This is a genomic window from Streptomyces sp. NPDC046862, from assembly GCF_040704615.1.
GTDB lineage: Bacteria > Actinomycetota > Actinomycetes > Streptomycetales > Streptomycetaceae > Streptomyces.
On record NZ_JBEYXP010000043.1, the window covers coordinates 1 to 19664 of the forward strand.

General features: G+C 73.0%; 11 protein-coding genes and 1 pseudogene. 5 read left to right on the top strand and 7 right to left on the bottom strand.

The features are described from left to right. Positions 1 to 159 precede the first annotated feature (159 nt). Positions 160 to 1407 carry a spermidine/putrescine ABC transporter substrate-binding protein gene (locus AB0959_RS36700; RefSeq protein WP_366831091.1) on the bottom strand — a complete coding sequence of 416 codons (1248 nt, stop codon included), beginning with the start codon at positions 1405 to 1407 and terminating at the stop codon, positions 160 to 162. A 64-nt stretch (positions 1408 to 1471) separates the two neighbouring features. Beyond that, entirely contained in the window at positions 1472 to 3010 is a 1539-nt protein-coding gene (locus AB0959_RS36705) for a gamma-aminobutyraldehyde dehydrogenase (protein ID WP_366831092.1), read from the bottom strand. A 200-nt stretch (positions 3011 to 3210) separates the two neighbouring features. On the opposite strand from AB0959_RS36705, the gene AB0959_RS36710 reads away from it, so the two are divergent. Continuing rightward, a complete protein-coding gene (locus tag AB0959_RS36710) occupies positions 3211 to 3762 on the top strand; it encodes an NADAR family protein (RefSeq protein ID WP_366831093.1) in 552 nt (183 codons plus the stop codon). Here AB0959_RS36710 and AB0959_RS36715 read toward each other — a convergent pair. Then, entirely contained in the window at positions 3759 to 5243 is a 1485-nt protein-coding gene (locus tag AB0959_RS36715; RefSeq protein ID WP_366831094.1) for a DUF4190 domain-containing protein, read from the bottom strand. The genes AB0959_RS36710 and AB0959_RS36715 overlap by 4 nt on opposite strands. 87 nt (positions 5244 to 5330) lie before the next feature. Between AB0959_RS36715 and AB0959_RS36720 the strand changes: the two are divergent. Continuing rightward, positions 5331 to 6484, top strand: a pseudogene (locus AB0959_RS36720) (adenosine deaminase). Positions 6485 to 6566: 82 nt separating this feature from the next. After that, positions 6567 to 7301 (top strand): glycerophosphodiester phosphodiesterase, encoded by a 735-nt coding sequence (locus AB0959_RS36725; protein WP_366831095.1) that lies wholly within the window; start codon positions 6567 to 6569, stop codon positions 7299 to 7301. Here the strand turns inward: AB0959_RS36725 and AB0959_RS36730 are convergent. Then, on the bottom strand, positions 7283 to 8971 hold the full coding sequence (locus tag AB0959_RS36730; RefSeq protein ID WP_366831096.1) for a sigma-70 family RNA polymerase sigma factor: 1689 nt from the start codon (positions 8969 to 8971) through the stop codon (positions 7283 to 7285). The two genes, AB0959_RS36725 and AB0959_RS36730, sit on opposite strands and share 19 nt — an antisense overlap. Positions 8972 to 9302: 331 nt before the next feature. On the opposite strand from AB0959_RS36730, the gene AB0959_RS36735 reads away from it, so the two are divergent. Then, on the top strand, positions 9303 to 10511 hold the full coding sequence (locus AB0959_RS36735; RefSeq protein ID WP_366831097.1) for a serine hydrolase domain-containing protein: 1209 nt from the start codon (positions 9303 to 9305) through the stop codon (positions 10509 to 10511). Here the strand turns inward: AB0959_RS36735 and AB0959_RS36740 are convergent. Continuing rightward, a complete protein-coding gene (locus AB0959_RS36740; RefSeq protein ID WP_366831098.1) occupies positions 10481 to 16507 on the bottom strand; it encodes a TIR domain-containing protein in 6027 nt (2008 codons plus the stop codon). The two genes, AB0959_RS36735 and AB0959_RS36740, sit on opposite strands and share 31 nt — an antisense overlap. A 137-nt stretch (positions 16508 to 16644) precedes the next feature. Here AB0959_RS36740 and AB0959_RS36745 point away from each other — a divergent pair, with 137 nt between their 5' ends. Further along, the gene (locus AB0959_RS36745) at positions 16645 to 18012 is read left to right on the top strand and encodes an SLC13 family permease (RefSeq protein ID WP_366831099.1); all 1368 of its coding nucleotides are present in this window, start codon (positions 16645 to 16647) and stop codon (positions 18010 to 18012) included. Positions 18013 to 18036: 24 nt separating this feature from the next. Here the strand turns inward: AB0959_RS36745 and AB0959_RS36750 are convergent, their stop codons facing one another. Both AB0959_RS36750 and AB0959_RS36755 read right to left on the bottom strand, forming a co-directional pair. Beyond that, positions 18037 to 18981 carry an inositol monophosphatase gene (locus AB0959_RS36750; RefSeq protein WP_366831100.1) on the bottom strand — a complete coding sequence of 315 codons (945 nt, stop codon included), beginning with the start codon at positions 18979 to 18981 and terminating at the stop codon, positions 18037 to 18039. Beyond that, complete coding sequence (locus AB0959_RS36755) at positions 18944 to 19642, bottom strand: hypothetical protein (RefSeq protein ID WP_366831101.1); 699 nt, start codon at positions 19640 to 19642, stop codon at positions 18944 to 18946. The genes AB0959_RS36750 and AB0959_RS36755 overlap by 38 nt, the downstream gene beginning before the upstream one ends. Positions 19643 to 19664: the final 22 nt, after the last annotated feature.

Consider the following 19664-nt stretch of genomic DNA (forward strand, 5'->3'; position numbering starts at 1 on the left):
AATGCCTTCTACCTCGAGACTCAGACCGTTAATATGTCTGCCGTTTGAGGACGAGGCCAGCAGGCCGATGCGGGGGTCTGGGGGCGCAGCCCCCAGGGACAGGATGGGACGGGCAGGGGCGGCGGCGGCGAGGAACCCCCTGCCGCACCCGCCGGAGGCCTACGCCCCCGTCAGCTTCGCGAACTTCTCCTCGTACGCCGTCTCTTCCTTCCCGCTCAGCAGCCGGAAGGCATGGGACTTCGCGGCCATGGCCTTGTCGGGAATGATCAGCGGATTGTCCGCCGCGTCCTTGTCGATCTTCTCCAGCTCCGCCTTCACCCCGTCGACCGGACACACGTAGTTGATGTAGGCGGCGAGCTCGGCGGCCGGCCGGGGCTCGTAGTAGTAGTCCATGAGCCGTTCGGCGTTCGTCTTGTGACGCGCCTTGTTGGGGATCAGCATGTTGTCGCTGGACGTCAGGTAGCCGCTGTCGGGGATGACGAAGTCGACGTCGGGGCTGTCCGCCTTGAGCTGGACGACGTCACCGGCCCAGGCGACGCAGGCCGCGAGGTCGCCCTTGGTGAGGTCGGACGTGTAGTCGTTGCCCGTGAAGCGGCGGATCTGGCCCTTGTCGACGGCCTTCTGCAGACGGGCGATCGCGGCGTCGTAGTCGTCGTCGGTGAACGTCGCCGGGTCCTTGCCCATGTCGAGCAGGGTCATGCCGACGCTGTCGCGCATCTCCGACAAGAAGCCGACGCGCCCCTTGAGCCGGGGGTTGTCGAGCATGTCGGAGACCGACGTCACCTCGATGCCGTCGAGTGCCTTCTTGTTGTACGCGATGACGGTCGAGATGCCCTGCCAGGGGTACGAGTAGGCGCGGCCCGGGTCCCAGTCGGGGCTGCGGAACTGGGCGGACAGGTTGGCGTAGGCGTGGGGCAGGTTCTCCGGGTCCAGCTTCTGGACCCACCCCAGGCGGATCAGCCGGCCGGCCAGCCAGTCGGTGAGGACGATGATGTCGCGACCGGTGTCCTGGCCCGCGGCGAGCTGCGGCTTGATCTTGCCGAAGAACTCGTTGTTGTCGTTGATGTCCTCGGTGTACTTGACCTTGATGCCGGTCCGCCGGGTGAACCGGTCGAGTGTGGGGTGGTGCTTCTCGCTGTCGTCGACGTCCATGTACTCGGTCCAGTTGGAGAAGTCGACCACCTTCTCCTTCGCCGAGTGGTCCTCCGCGGAGACCCCTCCCTGGGTCCTGCCCGCCGCGGGGATGCCGCAGGCGCTCAGCGCGCCGGCACCGCCGACCGCGAGCGCGCCCGCGGCGGAGGCACGCAGCAGCGAGCGGCGCGTCAGGGACGCCCGGCCGTTGCGGAAACTGCGCCGTATCGCGGCCAGTTGGACCGGGGACAGCCGGTCGGGCTCGTACTGCTCCATGCGCGTGGTGCCCTTTCGGGAGGTGTGGCCGTGGTCGGCGGAGGGCGGTGCGGTGGCCAGGGCCCTAGGGCCGGTCCCCGAAGATCGTGCGGTGCCAGTCCTTCGCGGCGACCGCGGTGTTGTCGAACATGACGTGCTTGATCTGCGTGTACTCCTCGAACGAGTACGCGGACATGTCCTTGCCGAAGCCGGACGCCTTGTACCCGCCGTGGGGCATCTCGCTGATGATCGGAATGTGGTCGTTGACCCACACGCAGCCCGCCTTGATCTCGCGGGTGGCGCGGTTCGCCCGGTAGACGTCACGGCTCCAGGCGGAGGCGGCGAGGCCGTACGGGGTGTCGTTGGCGAGCCGGATGCCCTCGTCGTCGGTGTCGAAGGGCAGGACGACGAGGACGGGCCCGAAGATCTCGGACTGGACGATCTCACTGTCCTGGGCGGCGTCGGCGATGAGCGTGGGCCGGTAGTAGGCGCCGCCCTTGAGCTCGCCCTGGGGAGCCTCGCCGCCGGTCACCACGCGCGCGTGGGCACGCGCCCGGTCGACGAAACCGGCCACCCGGTCGCGCTGGGCGTGCGAGATGAGCGGCCCGAGATCCGTGCCGGGCGCGAACGGGTCGCCGAGCCGGACGGTCTCCATGAGGGCGGCCGTCCGCGCGACGAACTCCTCGTACAGCGGCCGCTGCACGTACGCGCGCGTGGCGGCCGTGCAGTCCTGCCCGGTGTTGATCAGCGCGCCCGCGACCGCGCCGTGCGCCGCGGCTTCGACATCGGCGTCGTCGAAGACGACGAAGGGCGCCTTCCCGCCCAGCTCCAGATGGATCCGCTTGACGGTGGCGGTGGCGATCTCGGCGACACGTTTGCCGACGGCGGTGGACCCGGTGAACGAGGTCATGGCCACGTCCGGATGCGCGACGAGGCGCTCGCCCGCCTCCTTGCCGGTGCCGGTGACGATGTTGACGACCCCGTCCGGGATGCCCGCCTCGGTGGCGGCCTCGGCGAAGAGGAGCGAGGTGAACGGGGTGAGCTCGGCGGGCTTCAGGACGATCGTGTTGCCCGCGGCGATCGCCGGGAGGATCTTCCAGGCGGCCATCTGGAGCGGGTAGTTCCAGGGCGCGATGGAGCCGACCACACCGATGGGTTCACGGCGTACGTACGAGGTGTGGTCGCCGGAGTACTCGCCGGCGGACTGCCCCTGCAGGTGCCGGGCGGCGCCCGCGAAGAAGGCGGTGTTGTCGATGGTGCCCGGGACGTCGAACTCACGGCTCAGCTTCAGCGGCTTGCCGCACTGGAGCGACTCGGCGCGGGCGAGTTCCTCGGCACGGCCGGCGAGCACGGCGGCGAAGCGGTGCAGCGCGTCGGAACGCTCGCCGGGGGTGGCGGCGGCCCAGCCCGGGAAGGCCGCGCGGGCCGCGGCGACGGCGGCGTCCACGTCCTCGGCACCGGCGAGCTCGTAGGTGTACACCTCGGCTCCCGTGGCCGGGTCGACCACGGCGTGGGTACGGCCCGAGGTTCCCTTCCTCAGGCGGCCCGCGATGAACTGCGCGCCGTCCGCGAGGCGGTCCTGGGCCGGGAAACGGTCCGGGGTGGCGGTGCCCGGGTGGTCCATATGGCTCTCCTCCGCGTCCCTCACCGAGGGCCGGCGTAGCTCAGGCTCGATTTGAGTGCCGATCCTGGCAGAGCACCGGCACCTCAACAAGGGATTCCGTTGTTGCCTTTTGGTTACGCGACGGAATCTGTCGACCGGGTGTCCAGTCGGCATGGAAAACAAAGGACGGACTGTCAGTGGTGCGTGCCAGACTCGTCGGCATGGGGAAGATCGATTCGTGGGACGCCCTCGTGGGCGCGGTCCGCGCGGGGTCGAGGGTCAAGTACCTGCACTTCTGGGGGCATCGGCCGCGGCCCGACGGGCGCGTCGGCGCGAGCTGTCTGAGCCAGTGGTGGCCTTCGCCGTTCACAGTGGACGGGGTGGAGTACGCGACGGCCGAGCACTGGATGATGGCGTCGAAGGCCCGGCTGTTCGGCGACGCGGAGGCGGAGAAGAAGGCGGTCACGGCCGCGAACCCGGCGGTCGCCAAGAAGGCGGGACGGCTGGTGCGCGGCTTCGACGAGTCGATATGGGAGCGGGAGCGGTTCGGGATCGTCGTCGAGGGCAGCGTCCACAAGTTCGCCGCGCACGCGGACCTGCGGGAGTTCCTGCTGGGCACGGGCGACCGGATCCTGGTGGAGGCCAGCCCGCTGGACCGGGTGTGGGGCATCGGCCTGGCCGCGGACGACGAGCGGGCCGCGGATCCCGAGCGCTGGCGGGGGCCGAACCTGCTGGGGTTCGCCCTCATGCAGGCGCGCGAGCGGCTCGCCTAGTCGGTGTGGCTCACCATGTGTCCCACCACGAGTGACGTGGAGGCCGGCGAGGCGGAGTAGCCGTCGCCGTCCGAGCTTCCGCCATCGTCCGAGACCATGACGAGGACGACGAACGCGACCACTGCGAGGACGAGGCCGGCCGCTCCGCAGATGATCCCGGCCAGGGCCTGCCCCGGGTTCGTGGCCTCGCCCCGGCGTGCCTTGGCACGGCCGATCACACCGAAGATCACCGCCAGTACGCCCAGCACGATGGCCAGCGGCCACAGACAGAACCCGGCGGCGGCGATGATCCCGAGGGTGAGCGAGGCGACCCCCATGCCGTTGCTCGGCGCGAGCGGCATGCCGTGCCAGCCGTAGCCCGGGGTGCCGTAGCCGGGGGTGCCGTAGCCGGGAGTGCCCTGGTACGGGGCGCCGTGATGGGAGGCGATCTGGTCGCCGTAGGCCGGATAGGCGGGGTAGGCCGCGTACTGGCCCGGGTACTGGGGGTATCCGTACGGCACGTGCACGTGTCCCGGGCCGTCGGGGCCGATGGGCGGCGGAGGGACGGGCTCGCCGTGGCCAGGGGGTGCGTAGGAGGCGTTGGCGGCGGGCGGCGCGAAGGGCGCCTGGGCCGTGGGCGGCGGGTAGGAGGCGTGAGGCGGGGACTGGGGCGGGGCGAAGGGATTGGCCCACTGCTGGGCTTGGGCGTGCGGGGGCGGCGGAGTGCCGGGCGCCGGGGATGCCGGGGTGGCCATCGGATACCCGTACGTGACCTGCTGCTGGTGGGAAGCGGGGGACGGGACCGGAGGTGTACTCGCCGACGACACGGAGTCCGCGGGAGGCGCCCACGGGTTCGGCGCGGGGCCGGCCGGGTTCGGCGCGGGCGCTGACGGCTTGTCGAGCTGCACCTTCGACGCGGAGACCGGCTTGTCCAGCCGGACCTCGGGCGCCGGGACGGCGTCCTGCGGTTCGGGGCGGGGATCGGTGCCCGCGCGGGTCTCGGTGGCCGGGCCGGGCTCGGGATCCGGGCCAGGACCGAGATGGGGAACCAGTTCGGGGCCCGGGTCGGAGCCCGGACCGGGGCCGGAATCGAGGCGGGGGCCAGGGACAGGCTCGGCCCCGGGGGGAAAGCCGCGGTCACGGTCAGGGCCGGGGCCGAGGCCCAGACGGGGGCCCGGATCTAGGCCAGGGCCAGGGACAGGCTCGGCCCCGGAGACAAAGCCGCGGTCACGGTCAGGGCCGGGGCCGGGGCCGGGGCCGGGATCGGCGCCAGGACCGGTCGGAGGTGTCGACGGCGGGTTCTCCGAGGGCTGGGGCGCGGCCGGGACGCGGTTCTCCGGGGAAGCCCAGGGGTCCTGGACCGACGCGCCCCGGGTGGCCGGGGCGCCCGAGGAGTCCGACGCGCCCTGGGTGTCCGAGGAGCCCGAGGAGTCCGACGCGCCCCATATATCCGAGGAACCCGGAGTGTCCGGCGTGTGCGGCGGCTGGGCCTCGTCGGACATGCGCGGGATCCCCTCTGTCGTACGTTCCGTCATGCTACGGCCCACGCCTCCCCCGCACGGGCCGCCGCCTACGATGATCCCCGAGTCATCGATCAGCCGATCACCCGCGTCCCCGGCCACGGTCCGGGGGACGCCGTTCCCGGGGAGGAACCTTGACCGACCACCACGTCGTCGTACCCGAAGGCCCGACCAGCGCCGCCGGCGCCGCCGCCCGCGACCTGCACGCCTTCATCGCCGGTCTCCCGAAGGCCGAACTGCACGTGCACCACGTCGGCTCCGCCTCCCCCCGCATCGTCTCGGAACTGGCCGCCCGGCACCCCGACTCCAAGGTCCCCACCGACCCCGAGGCCCTCGTCGACTACTTCACGTTCACGGACTTCGCCCACTTCATCGACGTGTACCTGTCCGTGGTCGACCTCATCCGCACCCCCGAGGACGTGCGGCTGCTCACGTACGAGGTCGCCCGGGACATGGCCCGGCAGCAGGTGCGCTACGCCGAGCTGACCATCACGCCGTACTCGTCCACCCGGCGCGGCATCGACGAGCGCGCCTTCATGGACGCGATCGAGGACGCCCGCAAGGCGGCCGAGGCCGACTTCGGGACCGTACTGCGCTGGTGCTTCGACATCCCCGGCGAGGCGGGCCTGGGCTCCGCCGAGGAGACGGCCCGGCTGGCCACGACCGACCGTCTGCGCCCGGAGGGCCTGGTCTCGTTCGGGCTCGGCGGGCCCGAGATCGGCGTACCGCGGCCGCAGTTCAAGCCGTACTTCGACCGGGCGATCGCCGCCGGTCTGCACTCCGTGCCGCACGCCGGCGAGACCACCGGCCCGGAGACGGTCTGGGACGCCCTGAAGGAGCTGCGCGCGGAGCGCATCGGGCACGGCACCAGCTCCGCGAAGGACCCCGAGCTCCTCGCCCACCTCGCCGAGCACCGCATCGCCCTGGAGGTCTGCCCGACCTCCAACATCGCCACCCGCGCGGTCCGCACGCTCGACGAGCACCCGATCAAGGAGTTCGTGCGGGCCGGAATCCTGGTCACCATCAACTCCGACGACCCGCCGATGTTCGGCACGGACCTCAACAACGAGTACGCCGTCGCCGCCCGCCTCCTCGACCTTGACGAGCTAGGGCTGGCCGCGCTCGCCAAGAACGCGGTGGAGGCGTCCTTCCTCGACGCGGCGGGCAAGGCACGGATCACGGGCGAGATCGACACGTACACCTCCGCCTGGCTCGCCCCCTGAGACCCACGAGAACCACAAGACCGGCGAAATCCACGAAATCCCGCACTCTGGTCCCGGCCCCTGAACCACCACAATGGGGGCCATGCGCACCGTGACAGCCGTGGCCCATCGCGGCCACCCCTACCGTGTCCGCGAGAACACGATCGACTCCCTGCGCTTCGCGCTCCAGGCGGGCGCGGACGCGGTGGAGATCGACGTACGGCTGACCCGGGACCGCGTGCCCGTCCTGCTGCACGACGCGACCCTGAAGCGGCTGTGGGAGCAGGACCGGCCGCTGGCCACGCTGTCCTCGGCCGAGGTGCGCGGCCTCACCGGCGGCGGGGTTCCAACGCTGGCGGACGCGCTCCTCGCCGCCGGGGACAGCCGCCTGATGATCGACCTGCCGGGCGCGGCCGATCCCCGCGCGGTTCGGCAGGTCGTGGACGTCGTCCGGGAGTGCGGGGCCGAGGAGCGGGTCTACTACTGTGCGGGCGCCGACACGATGCTCGCCGTACGCGCCGCCTCCCCCTCCGCCGAGATCGCCCTGACCTGGACGACGCTCGCCCCGCCCCGCCCGGCGCTCCTCGACGCCGTTCGCCCGCGCTGGCTCAACTACCGATTCGCCCTGGTGACCCGGGAGCTCGCCACCCGCGTCCACCGGGACGGCTACCTGCTGTCGGTGTGGACGCCCGACACCCGCCGCTCGATGCGGCGGCTGCTGGACGCGGGAGTCGACTCGATCACCACGAACCGGATCGAGATGCTGTGCGCGTTGCGGAGTGCGGAGCCGACCGGCCGCCGTACACGGGACAGGAACCGTTACACGCGCGACTCCTGAGCAACGGTCGCCGGGTCGGCCGGGGTCTTGCGGGTGAGGTACTGCGGGACCGGGGCGGTTTCCTTGCCGTTGTCGCGGACGAGGCCGTAGCGCTTCGCGCCGTCGAGGGGACCGGTCCGCACGTCCTCCTCCGCCTTGTCCCAGGTGGTCGGGAAGACGTTCAGGCCGTAGTCGGCGCCCCGCTCGTTCACGGTGAGGGTGACGCTGCCGTCGACGTAGAAGTACTCGTTCTGCCACATCTGCTGGGTGCCGGGAGGCAGGACGGCGTAACCGGTGGTCGAGTTGCCCATGCCGGTGGCGGAGGGGTCGGTGCTGCTGACGGGGTCGTCCATGCGGCGGCCGCCGCCCGAGGCCACGTGGAAGAGCTCGCCCTTCAGGCCCGTCCAGGCCGGCATGACGAGGCTGCCCGCCCGGTACTGCGGCGAGATCTGCCAGCGGACGAGGACATAGCCCTCCCCTTGAAGCGTCACGCTGTCCCCGCGGTGGTTCATGGTGGCGTGGGCGCCGCCGGTGCTGGTGACGCCGGACTCGGGCCGGTGCGGCAGGGCCGCGGGCTCGGTGTCCGGGTCGGGGGCCCTGTCGACGGCGTCGACGACCGTGCCGTACGGGTCGGCCTTCTTCGTGCGCGTCGGCGAGGGTGAGGGGGAGAGGGATGCGGACGGGGCGGGGGACGACGACGGGGTGCGCGCCGGTGGGCGGGCCGTGCTCGCGGCCGTGGGGGCCGCCGCGCGCGGCGGCGGGGCGTCCGGGGGCTGCGTGACGACGTACGCGCCGCCCGCGACGAGCGTCGCTCCGGCCGTCACCGCCACGGCGGGCTGGGTGAGCGCGCCCAGGAGTTTGGCGGACCAGCCGACGGTGGTGGCCGTGGCGGCCACCGCGGTCTTGCCGCCGAACACCAGCGACAGCGTGAACCCGACCGGGACCGGGACGAGCGCGATCCCGACGAGGAGCCGCTCCGCCGGCACGACCGCCCGGCCGGGTGCGGCGCAGTAGGCGCAGCCCCTGATGTGCCGGGCGAAGCGCTTGCGCCATACGGAGTCGGGCCGGCCGTTCCAGCGGCCGGTCAGCTCGCGCAGCTCGGGGCAGGCCCCGCCGAGGGCCCGGACGATGCCGCGCGCGGTCTCCAGGCGGGCCTTCATCCGCTGGACGCGCACGGCGGCGTGCTGCCGGCTGATGCCGACCGCGGCGGCGAGCTCGCGCCGGGTCAGCTCGCCGGCGACCTCCAGCCACCACAGGGACAGCAGCTGCCGGTCCTCGTCGTCGAGCCAGCGCACCGCCTCGGCGACCTCGCGCCGCTGCCCCTCCAACTGCAGCCGCAAGACCGTGAGTTCGGCGAAGTCGGCGGCCTCGTGGGCCACGTCCTCGGTCAGCCGGTCGGCGGACCTGCGGCGCGCCCGGTCCCGTATCTGCCGCATGGCGATCGCGACGAGCCAGGAACGGAAACTGTCCGGATCGCGCAGCGTGCCGAGGTTGTCGACGGCCCGCAGCATGGTCTCCTGCACGACGTCGTCGACGTCCGCGTGGCCGTTGAGGGCGCGGCCGACGATGTTGTAGACCAGCGGCAGCCAGCCCTCGACGAGTTCGTCCAGGGCACGCCGGTCGCCGGCCTGCGCGGCCGCGATGGTGGCGCGCCACTGTCGCCCGTCCACGTGCGTCCTCTCCGCCGTCACGCTCCCTCCGGAGGTACTTTCTCAGCCAACCTGGCGAGGGACGGGCCCGGGAGTCCTGAACGGCGACTATTGAATCGCCGCAGGGCATCCCAATCCGGGCGAAGCCGGTCTCGGCTCGCGACGGAGATCACAGTCTCGCTCCTGTGCGTGGGGAACAGGTGATGCGTGTGGAGACGGGGTGGAGGCGGCACGGATAACGGTTTTTTCCCGCCCCCTAAGGGTTCCCCTGGGGCCGGTTCGGGGGCAGCCGCCCTTCTCAGTGATGATCCGCGGGACGCGCTCCACGCCGCATGATCAACATCAACACCCGCCCCTCACCGAGGAGTTGCCGATGCCCACCCGTACGCGCTTAGCCGTCGCCCTCGCCTCCGTCCTCGCCCTGGGCATGGCGGCCGGCCCCGCGGTGGCCGCCGCCTCCCCCGCGGCGGCGCCGCCGGCGGCGCGCTGTGACACCACGGGCCCGCACCACACCGCGCTGTGCGAGGCGATCTCCGGGCTGCCGAACGACGACGCGACGGCCGCGCTCGTCCGGGTCGGCGGCGCCGAGGGCGCCTGGCGGGGCACCGCCGGGGTCCGCGACCTGAGGACGAACCGCCCGGCCCTGGAGAACGGGCGCTTCCGCGCCGGCTCCACGACGAAGGTGGTGACGGCCGCGATGGTGCTGCAGCTTGCCGCCGAAGGCCGCGTGGACTTGGACGAGAACGTGGAGACGTACCTCCCGGGCCTCCTCCCCGACGCCTTCACCAAGCCCGTCACGGTGCGGCACCTGCTGACCTACTCAAGCGGGCTGAAGCCGGGCAAGGGTCTCGGCCCGGTCAACGGCGAGGGCTACGACAACCGTTACGTCACCCTGACTCCCGAGGAGGTCGTGGCCTCGTCCGTCGCCCAGGGCCCCGCCTTCGATCCCGGGGACCAGCAGAAGTACCAGAACATCGACTACACCGTCCTCGGCCTGCTGATCGAGCGGGTGACGCGCGACTCCTACGAGCACCAGGCGTACGTGCGCGTGCTGAAGCCGGTCGGTATGCGGGACACCTCCTTCCCCGGCGGCCCGGACCCCCGTATCCACGGCCCGCACAACCGCGGCTACCAGCTCCTCGCGGACGGCCGTCTGGCCGACGCCACCGAGTGGAACATGTCCGACCGGTGGGCCGTGGGCGACATGATCTCGACCACGGAGGACCTGGAGAAGTTCCTGGTCGCGCTGTTCAGGGCAGAGGTCGTGCCGCAACCGCTGCTGAAGAAGGAGATGCTCACGGTGGCGGACGTCCCCGGTGCGAAGATGAGCGCGGGACTGGCACTGGAGGAGCTCCCTGACGGCCGCAAGCTGTGGTTCAAGTCGGGTGCCCGCCCGGGCTACAGCACGGCCATCGGCGCCACCGAGGACCTGTGCTTCACCCTCGTGTACTCGGTCAACGCGACCGACGCGAAGTCCGAGGAGGTGAACCCGGTGACCGACCGGATCGTCCAGGCCGCGCTCGGATACCGCGACAAGAAGCCGAGCCCGCCTCACCCCAACTGCTCCTCCAACGGCACCTGACGCACCCCCGGCAGATTGCCGTCGAGTTCGCCCGGCTCGAAACGGCACATGCCGACCACGTGCCAGAACTCGCCCGTGACGTCGCCCTCGTACTTGTAGCCGCCCGACGGCGACAGCGCGGCCCAGCCGCCCGGCATCCCGACGAGGGTGGCGCGCAAGGTGGCGAGGGCGTCGGCGGGGGCGTCGGCGGAGCCATCCACGGGTGCGTCGCCGGGCACGTTCCACAGCCGTACCGTGCCGTCCTCGCCGCCGCTCGCCAGCAGGGAGCCGTCGGGGCTGAAGGCGACCGTCAGAACGCGGCCCGTGTGGCCGGTCAGGGCGGCGGTCTCGCGGCCGGTGCGGGCATCCCACAGACGTACCGTGCGGTCGTCGCCGGCCGTGGCCAGGAGAGGGCGCAGGGGATGGGCCGCGGCCGTCCACAGCTTGCCGGTGTGGCCGGTCAGCCGGTGCACGGGCGTGCCGTCCTGCCAGATCACGGCATGCCCGTCCCAGGAGGCGCTGGCCAGCCAGGATCCGTCGGGCGCGAACGCCACGGCGTACACCCGGTCGGTGTGTCCGTCGAGGACAGCGGTGATCCGGTGGTCGGCCAGGTCCCAGATCCGCACCTTGCGGTCGTCGCAGCCGGTGGCGAGGACGGCGCCGTCGGGCCGGAAGGCGATCGAGCGGACCCGGCCGAAGTGCTCGCCGATGGTGGTGACGTGGGCGCCGGTGGCCCGGTACCAGAGCCGCACGGTGTCGTCGTCGTTGGCGGTGGCGAGGAGTTCGCCGTCGGGGCTGAACGCCTCGGCCCACACGTGGTCGGTCTCGACGTCCATCTCGCGCTGGTACTCGCCGGTGGCGGCGTTCCACAGGTACATGTCGCCGTCGCTGCTCGCGGTGCCCAGCAGGGTGCCGCCCGGGCTGAACACCGCCGAGACCAGGCGGTCGCCCTGGCCGGTCAGCTCACGCAGCCGCCGTCCGGAGGCACAGTGCCACACGCCGACGACTCCGTCGTTGCCGCCGGCCGCCAGCAGGGAGCCGTCGGCGCTGAACGACAGGGTGCCGACGCGCCGTCCGTGGCCGCGCAGGATGCGCCGTCCCTGTCCGGTGGCCGGGTCCCAGATCCGTACGACACCGTCGTTGCCGCCGGTCACCAGCAGCGATCCGGCCCCCAGCAGGGACCCCGGCTCCGGGGCGTGCGTGTCGCCGTGCGGACGGAACTTGCACACCCAGACCGAGCCGCGGTGCTCCGAGGGCTGCCGGGTCAGGGGGACGGCGACGGGCGGGCCGCCGGAGGCCGGGTCGGCCTCGGGGTCGATCCGCCACAGCCGGACCACTCCGGCGCTGTCGCCCGCGGCGAGCAGCGTCCCGTCGGGGTCGAACAGCACCTGGTAGACGGCGCCGCGGCAGCCGCCGAGCAGCCCGGCGGGGCCGCCCGCGACCAGGTCCCACAGCCGTACGTCGCCTTCGGTGTCCCCGCTCACCAGGAACCGGCCGCCGGGGTGGAAGTCCAGGGTGTAGACGCGGCCAGGGTGGCCGGTGAACTCGTGCAGCACCCTTCGCCCGGTGACGTCCCACACCCGGACCGTTCCGGCTCCCTGCCCGTCGCCCATGTCGCCGGTGGCGAGCAGTGTCCCGTCGGGGCTGAACCTCGCCCGGAACACCGCGCCCCGGTGGCCCGGCAGTTCACCGAGCCGCTGTCCGGTGGCGATGTCCCAAAGCCGTACGGCGGCGGAGGCGTCCCCGGTGACGAGGGTGGTGCCGTCCGGTCCGAAGGCCACCGTGTAGACGGGCGCCGAGTGGCCCGGCAGCCGCCGCAGCGGGGTGCCCGAGGCGGTGTCCCACAGGGTGACCACGCCGTCGGCGTCGCCGGTGGCCAGCAGGGAACCGTCGGCGTCGAGGGCGACCGGCCAGACGCCGCCTGCGTGGATCCGCAGCACGTGGCGGCACCGTCCGGAGACCGGGTCCCACAGGCGTACGGTGCCGTCGGCGCTGCCGGTGGCCAGGACCCGGTCGCGGAACTTCACCGCGTAGACCCGGCCGGTGTGGCCCTGGAGGGTGCGCAGGGCGGTGCCGGTGACGGCGTCGCAGACCAGTACGCCGCCGTCCTCGCTGCCCACGGCGAGGAGTTCGCCGTCGGGGCTGTACGAGATGGGTTCGGGCAGGCGGCTGGTGCGCATGTCGTAGCCGTACGGCACGCCGACCGCGGAGGGCCGGAAGCCGGAGTCGACGGCCATCTTGGGGGCGACGGCTGCGGTGGCCAGTTCGGGGCTGTCCGTCAGGCCGGGCCCGGTGGTCGCCGAGACGAGCGCCGCCCGTCGCCACCGGCCGCCCTCCACCCGGGCGCCGGTCAGGTCCGTACGGATCAGCCGGGCCCGCCGCAGATCCGCGCCGCGCAGGTCGGCTCCGGTGAGGTCGGCGCCGTCGAGCCACGCCCCGGTCAGCCGGGCGTGGCGCAGCACGGCGCCGGAGAGGTTGGCGCCGATCAGCCGGGCGTCGGTGAGGTCGGCGCGGGTGAGGTCGACACCGGAGAAGTCGCGGTACGACAGGTCCTCCCCGGCCAGGGCGGCGCCGCGCAGGTCGGTGTGGGCGGGGACGCGGAGCCGGGTGAGGATCTTCACGGCGTTGGCGCGGGCGGTCTCCTCGCCGCGCACGGTCGGTTCCGGTTCGTCCCCGGCGGTGCCGCCGAGCGCGCCCTCGGCCCACTCCTGGCAGACCCGGTGGTCGGCGAGGTCGCACAGGAACTCCACGGCGAGGCGGCTCAGTTGACGTCGTGCCAGCAGCGTGGTGTCGCCGGTGGCCAGCCGCCGCGCACACTCGCGGGCGATCAGCCACTCCACCACCGAGCCGTGGATGAACCGGAACACACCGTCCTCGCTGCGGACCAGCAGGCTGCCGGAGCCGACGGCGTGCGCGGCCTGCGGCACGGACAGGCGGCTGTCGGCGAGTCCGGTCAGGGTCTCGGCGACGTCGGTGAGCTCGTCGAGCCGCAGCGAGTCCTGGCCGCTCTCCCACAGTCGCAGGGCGAGTGCGGTGACCGCGTCCCACAGCTGGTCGAGGCCGAGTCCGGGTGCCCTGCCGGGGCCGCCGCTGCCGCGGTGCGCCTCGAAGCGCAGCCAGGCGGTGAGGACCTCCTGGTAGAGCCCGGCCGGGCTGAGGGCGCGGCCCGCTCCGGCGACCGCGCGCAGCTGGTCGTCGTCGAGGTCGGCCACGAAGCCGAGCAGCCGGGGGTTGCGGCACAGGGCGAGCAGGTCGGGGATCGCGTCGAGGAGCCGCACGCGGCGGTCGGCGGCGCGCTCGTCGCCGTCGTAGCGGTTGACCAGGTAGGCGCGGATCTGCCGCGGCGTGAACTCCTGGACCGCCAGCACCCGGCGCTGCGGGAGCAGCCCGACGCGTTCGCCGAGCGCGGTCAGCACCTGCCCCTGGGAGCGGAAGTGCTGGGTGCGGCTGCTGACCACGATCTTGGCGCTGTCCACGGCGGAGTCCAGCAGCACCTGGAGGCGTTCGGCGGCGCGGTCGTAGCTGACCTGGGTGACGAGTTCGTCGAAGCCGTCGAAGAGCAGCACGATCCGGCCCTGCTGGAGCATGTAGCGGAAGGCCCGCAGGTCGATGTTGTCGACGCCGTGGGCGGCGAGGTGGGCGGCGACCAGTCCCTCGAAGGAGTAGGCGCGGTCCAGCGCGTGCAGCTCCACCAACAGCGGTACCAGGTGCGGCAGTTCGGCCGGGATACGGCGGGCCAGCTCGCGCAGCGCGAACGTCTTGCCGTGCCCGAAGTCGCCGAGCAGCAGCAGGAAGCGGCCCTGGTCGGAGTCGAGCAGCCGGAGCATGTCGTCGACCAGCCCGTCCCGCTCCTCGGCACCGAGGCGCTCCACCTCCCGGTACCGCTGCGGAAGGTACATGTCCGGGGGGTAGCGGGGGTCGGTGCGCAGCCGCTCGCTCTGCGCGCCCACGTACCCGCGCAGGTCGAGCAGGCCCTGGAACTCGGTGAAGCTGCGCACCCGCACGCCCCTGCGGCGGGCCAGGTCGCGCAGTTCGCGGGCGGGCGGCGGGCCGTCGTGGACGAGTTCGGCCTCGGTCTCGGAGTCCGCGGCGTGCACGAGGGCCACGAAACGCTCGACGTCCTGTGCGGTCGGGGTGCCGGTGTGCACGGCGACCCGCTGCTGCCGGACGAAGCCCGACTGGGTCCAGGTGACCAGCAGTTGGGGCACCGGTCCGGCCACCGGGCGGATCTGGGCGCCCTCGTGGCGGGTGCGGCAGACCTCCGCGACGCGCGCGAGCAGCGCCTCGGCCGGGGACTGCACGGCGCGGGGCTCGGGTTCGCGCATGGCGGCCGGGCCTTCCGCGGTGTCGGGTGTGATGGTTCCCGGGCCCCCGGCGACCGGCGGTTCGTCCGGGTCGGGACCGAACGCGCGGTGGGCCCGCCGCCACTCGACCGGTCGCCGCCGCGGCTGTGCCTGTTGTTGCTGTTGCTCTCCCTGGCCGTGCCCCAGGTCCTGGCCGTGCCCATGCCCATGCCCTTGCCCCTGGCCCTGCCCCTGCCAACTCGTCAGGCCGTCGCGGCTGATGCGGAGCAGCTGGTGCCGGCCGGGCCCGGCGGCACCGAGCACCTGCACCTCACCGGAGGCGGTGGTCAGGACCGGTTGCGCCCCGGGGCCGGTCGGGCCGTGCAGCAGCAGGTGCAGCCTGGGTGCGGTCAGCCGGGTCAGTACGTCGATGTCGCGCAACGGACCGGCGCCGTCCGGGGAGCCGGTGCGGGACGCGGCGGTACGAGCCGCCGCCCCGGGTGGATGGCGCAGGACGCCGATCCGCAGCCACCCCTCCTCCTCGTACGGACGCAGCGCCTGCGCGAACCAGGCGGCCTGCTCGGGGCCGACCATGCCGTACTGGTCGTCGAGGCGGTGGCTGTAGGCCATGGAGGAGTTCAGGCCCGCGACGACCGTGTGCAGTTCGGGCACCGGGAAGAGGGTCCAGGGCTGGTCGCTGTCGAAGACGGCGTCGAGGCCCTGGTAGAGCTCCTGGAAGAGCCGGGCGAAGTGGCGCCACTTGGGCCAGTACGGCGGCCGGGGCGGCATCTCGTCGGCCTCGCACGTGCTGAAGTAGGCCCGGCAGGCGGCCTGGTTGACGTCCCGGCCGCCGGGGACGAGGGCGACCCGGTGGGGTTCGAGGCCGAGCAGCGCCCGCAGGCCCGTGAGGAAGGCCAGCGCCTGTTCGAACTCCCGGGGGCTGCCGGAGGCGGTCAGGTCGCCGGTGACCACCAGCAGGTCGGGAGCGGGGGCCCCGGCGTCGGTGAGTTCGACGAGGTCGCCCCAGATCGCCGCCTGCAACTCGGCGGGGTCCTGCCCGCGGCCGAAGGCGGGCCCGGCCAGGTGGAGCACGGTGACGGCCTCGCGCGCCCGCGCGTCCTGCTGGGTGCGCGGGTACACCGGCGGAGCCGCGGGCCTGCGCCGTCCGGCCCAGCCCGGGCGGCCGAGGGGTCGTGCGGGCGATGGCGGGGCGGGCGGCGCCGTCGGGGCGGGGTGCGCCGGGTGGCTGCCGTTCCCGCCGGGGTAGCCGGGGCGCAGGCTGGGCCGGGCGCGGCCGTCGAGGGCCTGGCGGACCCGGGTCAGGAGCAGCTCCCGGGCGGCCGACGCGTCGGTGACGGGGACCAGGTCGACGTAGGTGATGGTGGCCAGCAGGCCCTCCACCGGGATGTCCTCGACACGGACGGTGAGGAGTCTTCGCTCCGGGGCGTCGGGGTCGGCGCGCAACGCGGCCTGCCACTCCATCCGGCCGTAGCGGGAGCGCTCGTAGTTGCGGGACAGTACGGCGATCACGGCGGCGGACTCGCTGACCCCACGGTCCATGAAGTCGACGAAGTTGGTGCCGGGTACGAAGTCCCATGCCTGGAGGACGGTGCGGTACCCGGCCTCCTCCAGGGTCCACGCTATCCATGACGCCCAGCGTTCGTCGGCCGGTGAGTAGCTGACGAAGAAGTCCAATGGCCCGGTTTCCCCCGGGGTGATCTGACGAGCCACCATATATTCATGATGCAACGAGAGAGCGTCGGTATGAACCGTTTCCGCGACGACTCCTGTGGCTGAAAGGCCCGACCGGGGCCGGTGGTCGCGAACAGCCCCTGGTCACAGCCGGGCACAGATGTGCGACCCTTCCCTGCGTGCGTGTTTTTCTGCGTCTGCATGTGCTCGACCGGGTGGCGATCGGCCTGCTGGCGGTCGGGCTGCTGTGCGTGGCGACGGGGTTACTGCCCACCGGGTCGGCGGGCGACGCGATGACGCGGATCGCCCCGCTGCTGGCGTTCCTGGGCACGGTGATCGTGCTGGCGGAGCTGACCAGTAAGGCCGAGGTGTTCGACGTGGTGGCGGCGCGTGTCGCACGGGCCGGCCGGGGCAGTTACGCGGCCCTGTTCCTGCTGTGCGTGGCCTTCGCCTCCGTCACGACCATCGCCCTGAACCTGGACACCACCGCCGTGCTGCTGACACCGGTGATGCTGGCGCTCGCCTCACGGGTCGGCATCGCGCCGGTGCCACTGGCGATGACGACGGTGTGGCTGGCCAACACGGCGAGTCTGCTGCTGCCGGTCTCCAACCTGACGAACCTGCTGGCCGCGGACCGGGTCGCGCTGTCCCCACTCGGCCTGGCCGGCCGGATGTGGGCACCGCAGCTGGCGGCCATAGCGGTGACCATGGTCTGCCTGTGGCTGTTCTACTGGCGGCGCGGAAGGCGGGCGGAGGCCCTGGGGCCGGAGACGGAGAGCCTGGATCCGGAGACGGAGAGCCCGGAGACGGAGAGCCCGGAGACGGAGAGCCCGGAGACGGGTGTGCCCGCCCGTACCGGCGTTCCGGCGTCCGGGCCCGGCGCGGCCCGCGCGGACGACGTACGCGCAGGCGACCCGCGGTCCGGGAACTCCGACCGCTATCGGCCGCCCGAGGTGCACCGGCCCGCCGACCCGGTGCTGTTCCGGGCCTGCGGGCTGGCCTGCGCCGGTTTCCTGCTCGCCATCCTGGTCGCCGACGTGGAGCTGTGGGTGGCGTCCGCCACGGCCGCGGCAGTCGCCGTGGCGGCGTTCGCGGTGCGCAGCCGCTCGACGCTGAAACTGTCGCTGGTCCCCTGGCGGCTGCTGGTGATGGTGCCCGGGATGTTCCTGGTCGTGGAGACGGTCAACGCCAACGGGCTGCACGACCTGCTGGCCTCCGCGGTCGGCCACGACGGCGGCCTGTGGGGCCTGTTCCGGGCGGCCGCGGTCGGCGGGGGCCTGTCGAACGTCCTGAACAACCTCCCCGTCTACCTGGCCGGTGAGGCGGCCGTCCCGATGGGCAACCACGACCAGCTGCTCGCGCTGCTCATCGGCACCAACGTGGGCCCCGTGGTGACGCCGTGGGCCTCGCTGGCGACGCTGCTGTGGTACGAGCGGTGCCATGCGTACGGGGTGCGGGTGCCGGTCGCGCGGCTGATGGGGACGGGCGCGGTACTGGCCGTCGCCGCGGTGGCGGCGTCGGTGCTGGCGCTGACGCTGACGGGGTAGGCGGAGTAGCCGGAGTAGGCGAGGTCACGGGACGGAGTCGCCCTCGGACGCGAACGAAGGCCGGCCGAGCCCTGGGGCGGCGGACGCCGCGACCAGCTCCAGCAGATACGGCAGCACCTCCGGCCGCCCCGCGACGAAGGAACGCTCGGTGTCCGGCCCGGTGAAGCCACCGCGGAACTCGCGGCCGTCGAGGTGCCGGACGGTCACTCCCGCCTCGCGGGCCAAGAGGGCCCCGGCCAGCAGGTCGATCGCCTCCGCCCGGTATCCGACGAACCCGTCGATGTCCCCACGGGCGAGCATGGCCCAGGTCAGCAGGGGCGCCCACAGCTGGAGCAGCCGCCGGGACCGGGTCTCCAGGGTGTGTTTCAGGGCGCGGGCGGCGGGGTCGTCGCGGCCCACCGCGTGGCCCTGGGTCCAGGCCAGCAGCGGTCCCGCCGACGAGAGCGGACGGCCGTCGGCGACGCGGGCGAGCCGTCCGTGCGGCCCGTGCGCGCCGCCGCCGTGCAGCGCCGACCAGGTGCGTCCGGTCACCGGGTCGTGGACCACGCCGACCACCGGTGCCTCGTCGACGCACAGGGCGATGCCCACGACGTAGGCGGGCAGCCCGATCACCACGTTGTTGCTGCCGTCGAGCGGGTCCACGAGCCAGGTGCGGCCGCCACAGACGTCACCACCGTCGCCGTCACCCCCGTCGCCGTCGCCGCACAGCTCCCCGGACTCCTCGGCGAGGATCCGGTCGTGCGGGAAGCGATCGCGGATGCGGTCCACGACGAGGCGTTCGGCCATCAGGTCCAGATCGGTGACGACGTCGCCGTGTGCGCCCTTGGGGCGGGCGGCGAAGCCGTCCGGGAACCGGGACCGCAGCAACGCCCCGGCCTCCTCGGCGGCGGCCACCGCCGTGCGGCACTCGGAGGCGAAGCGGGCCGAAGGGTCAGGCGGGTGGTTCGGCAGCAGGGGACTCGGGCTCATGGATCCTCCTGACGGCGCTCGCGGCGATCCGGGCCGTCTGGGTCGCGTCACAGGTCCTGCGGACCATCCGGTGTCCCGGAGCCCGTAACGGGCCCAGTGAGAGGTCCGCCCGGCCGGGCCGTGTCCGTCCCAGCACCAGCGTGGCGGTGGGGCGGTCGTCCGGCAGCACGGTGGTGTGGAACTCGCCCGCGGGAAGGGCGTACGTCTGACCTCGTACGCTCGTCCGTTCGACACCGGGCAGACAACGCACCAGCCGCTCGGTCGGCCGCAGTTCGTCCACCCCGGACGGATCGCTGTGCACTTCGAACACCCGGTGGGTGGGTTTCACGGTCTCCTCGTAGACCCCCATGTGCCGGTTGCCGAGCCGCCCGTACAGCACCGTGCTGGTCAGATCCCAGCTGTGGGAGTGCACTTGGGGGACCGAGGGGGCGGGCTCCGGCGGACCGGGCTGCCCGGCGGCCCCGCTTCCTCCGAAGACATGGACGCAGACCCCCCGCGGACCGTCGCGGAGGATCGGCAGGCAGATGAATCCGAGCGGATGGCGCACGGCGCGCAGGGCAAGGCGTCCCGAGACGACCTGCTCCAGTTCCGACACGGCGTGCCGCATCAGCTCGGCGGCGGCTTCCCGCCGGGCGGCCCGTTCCAGGGCCGGGTAGTCCATCGCTCCCCCTTCAGACCACATG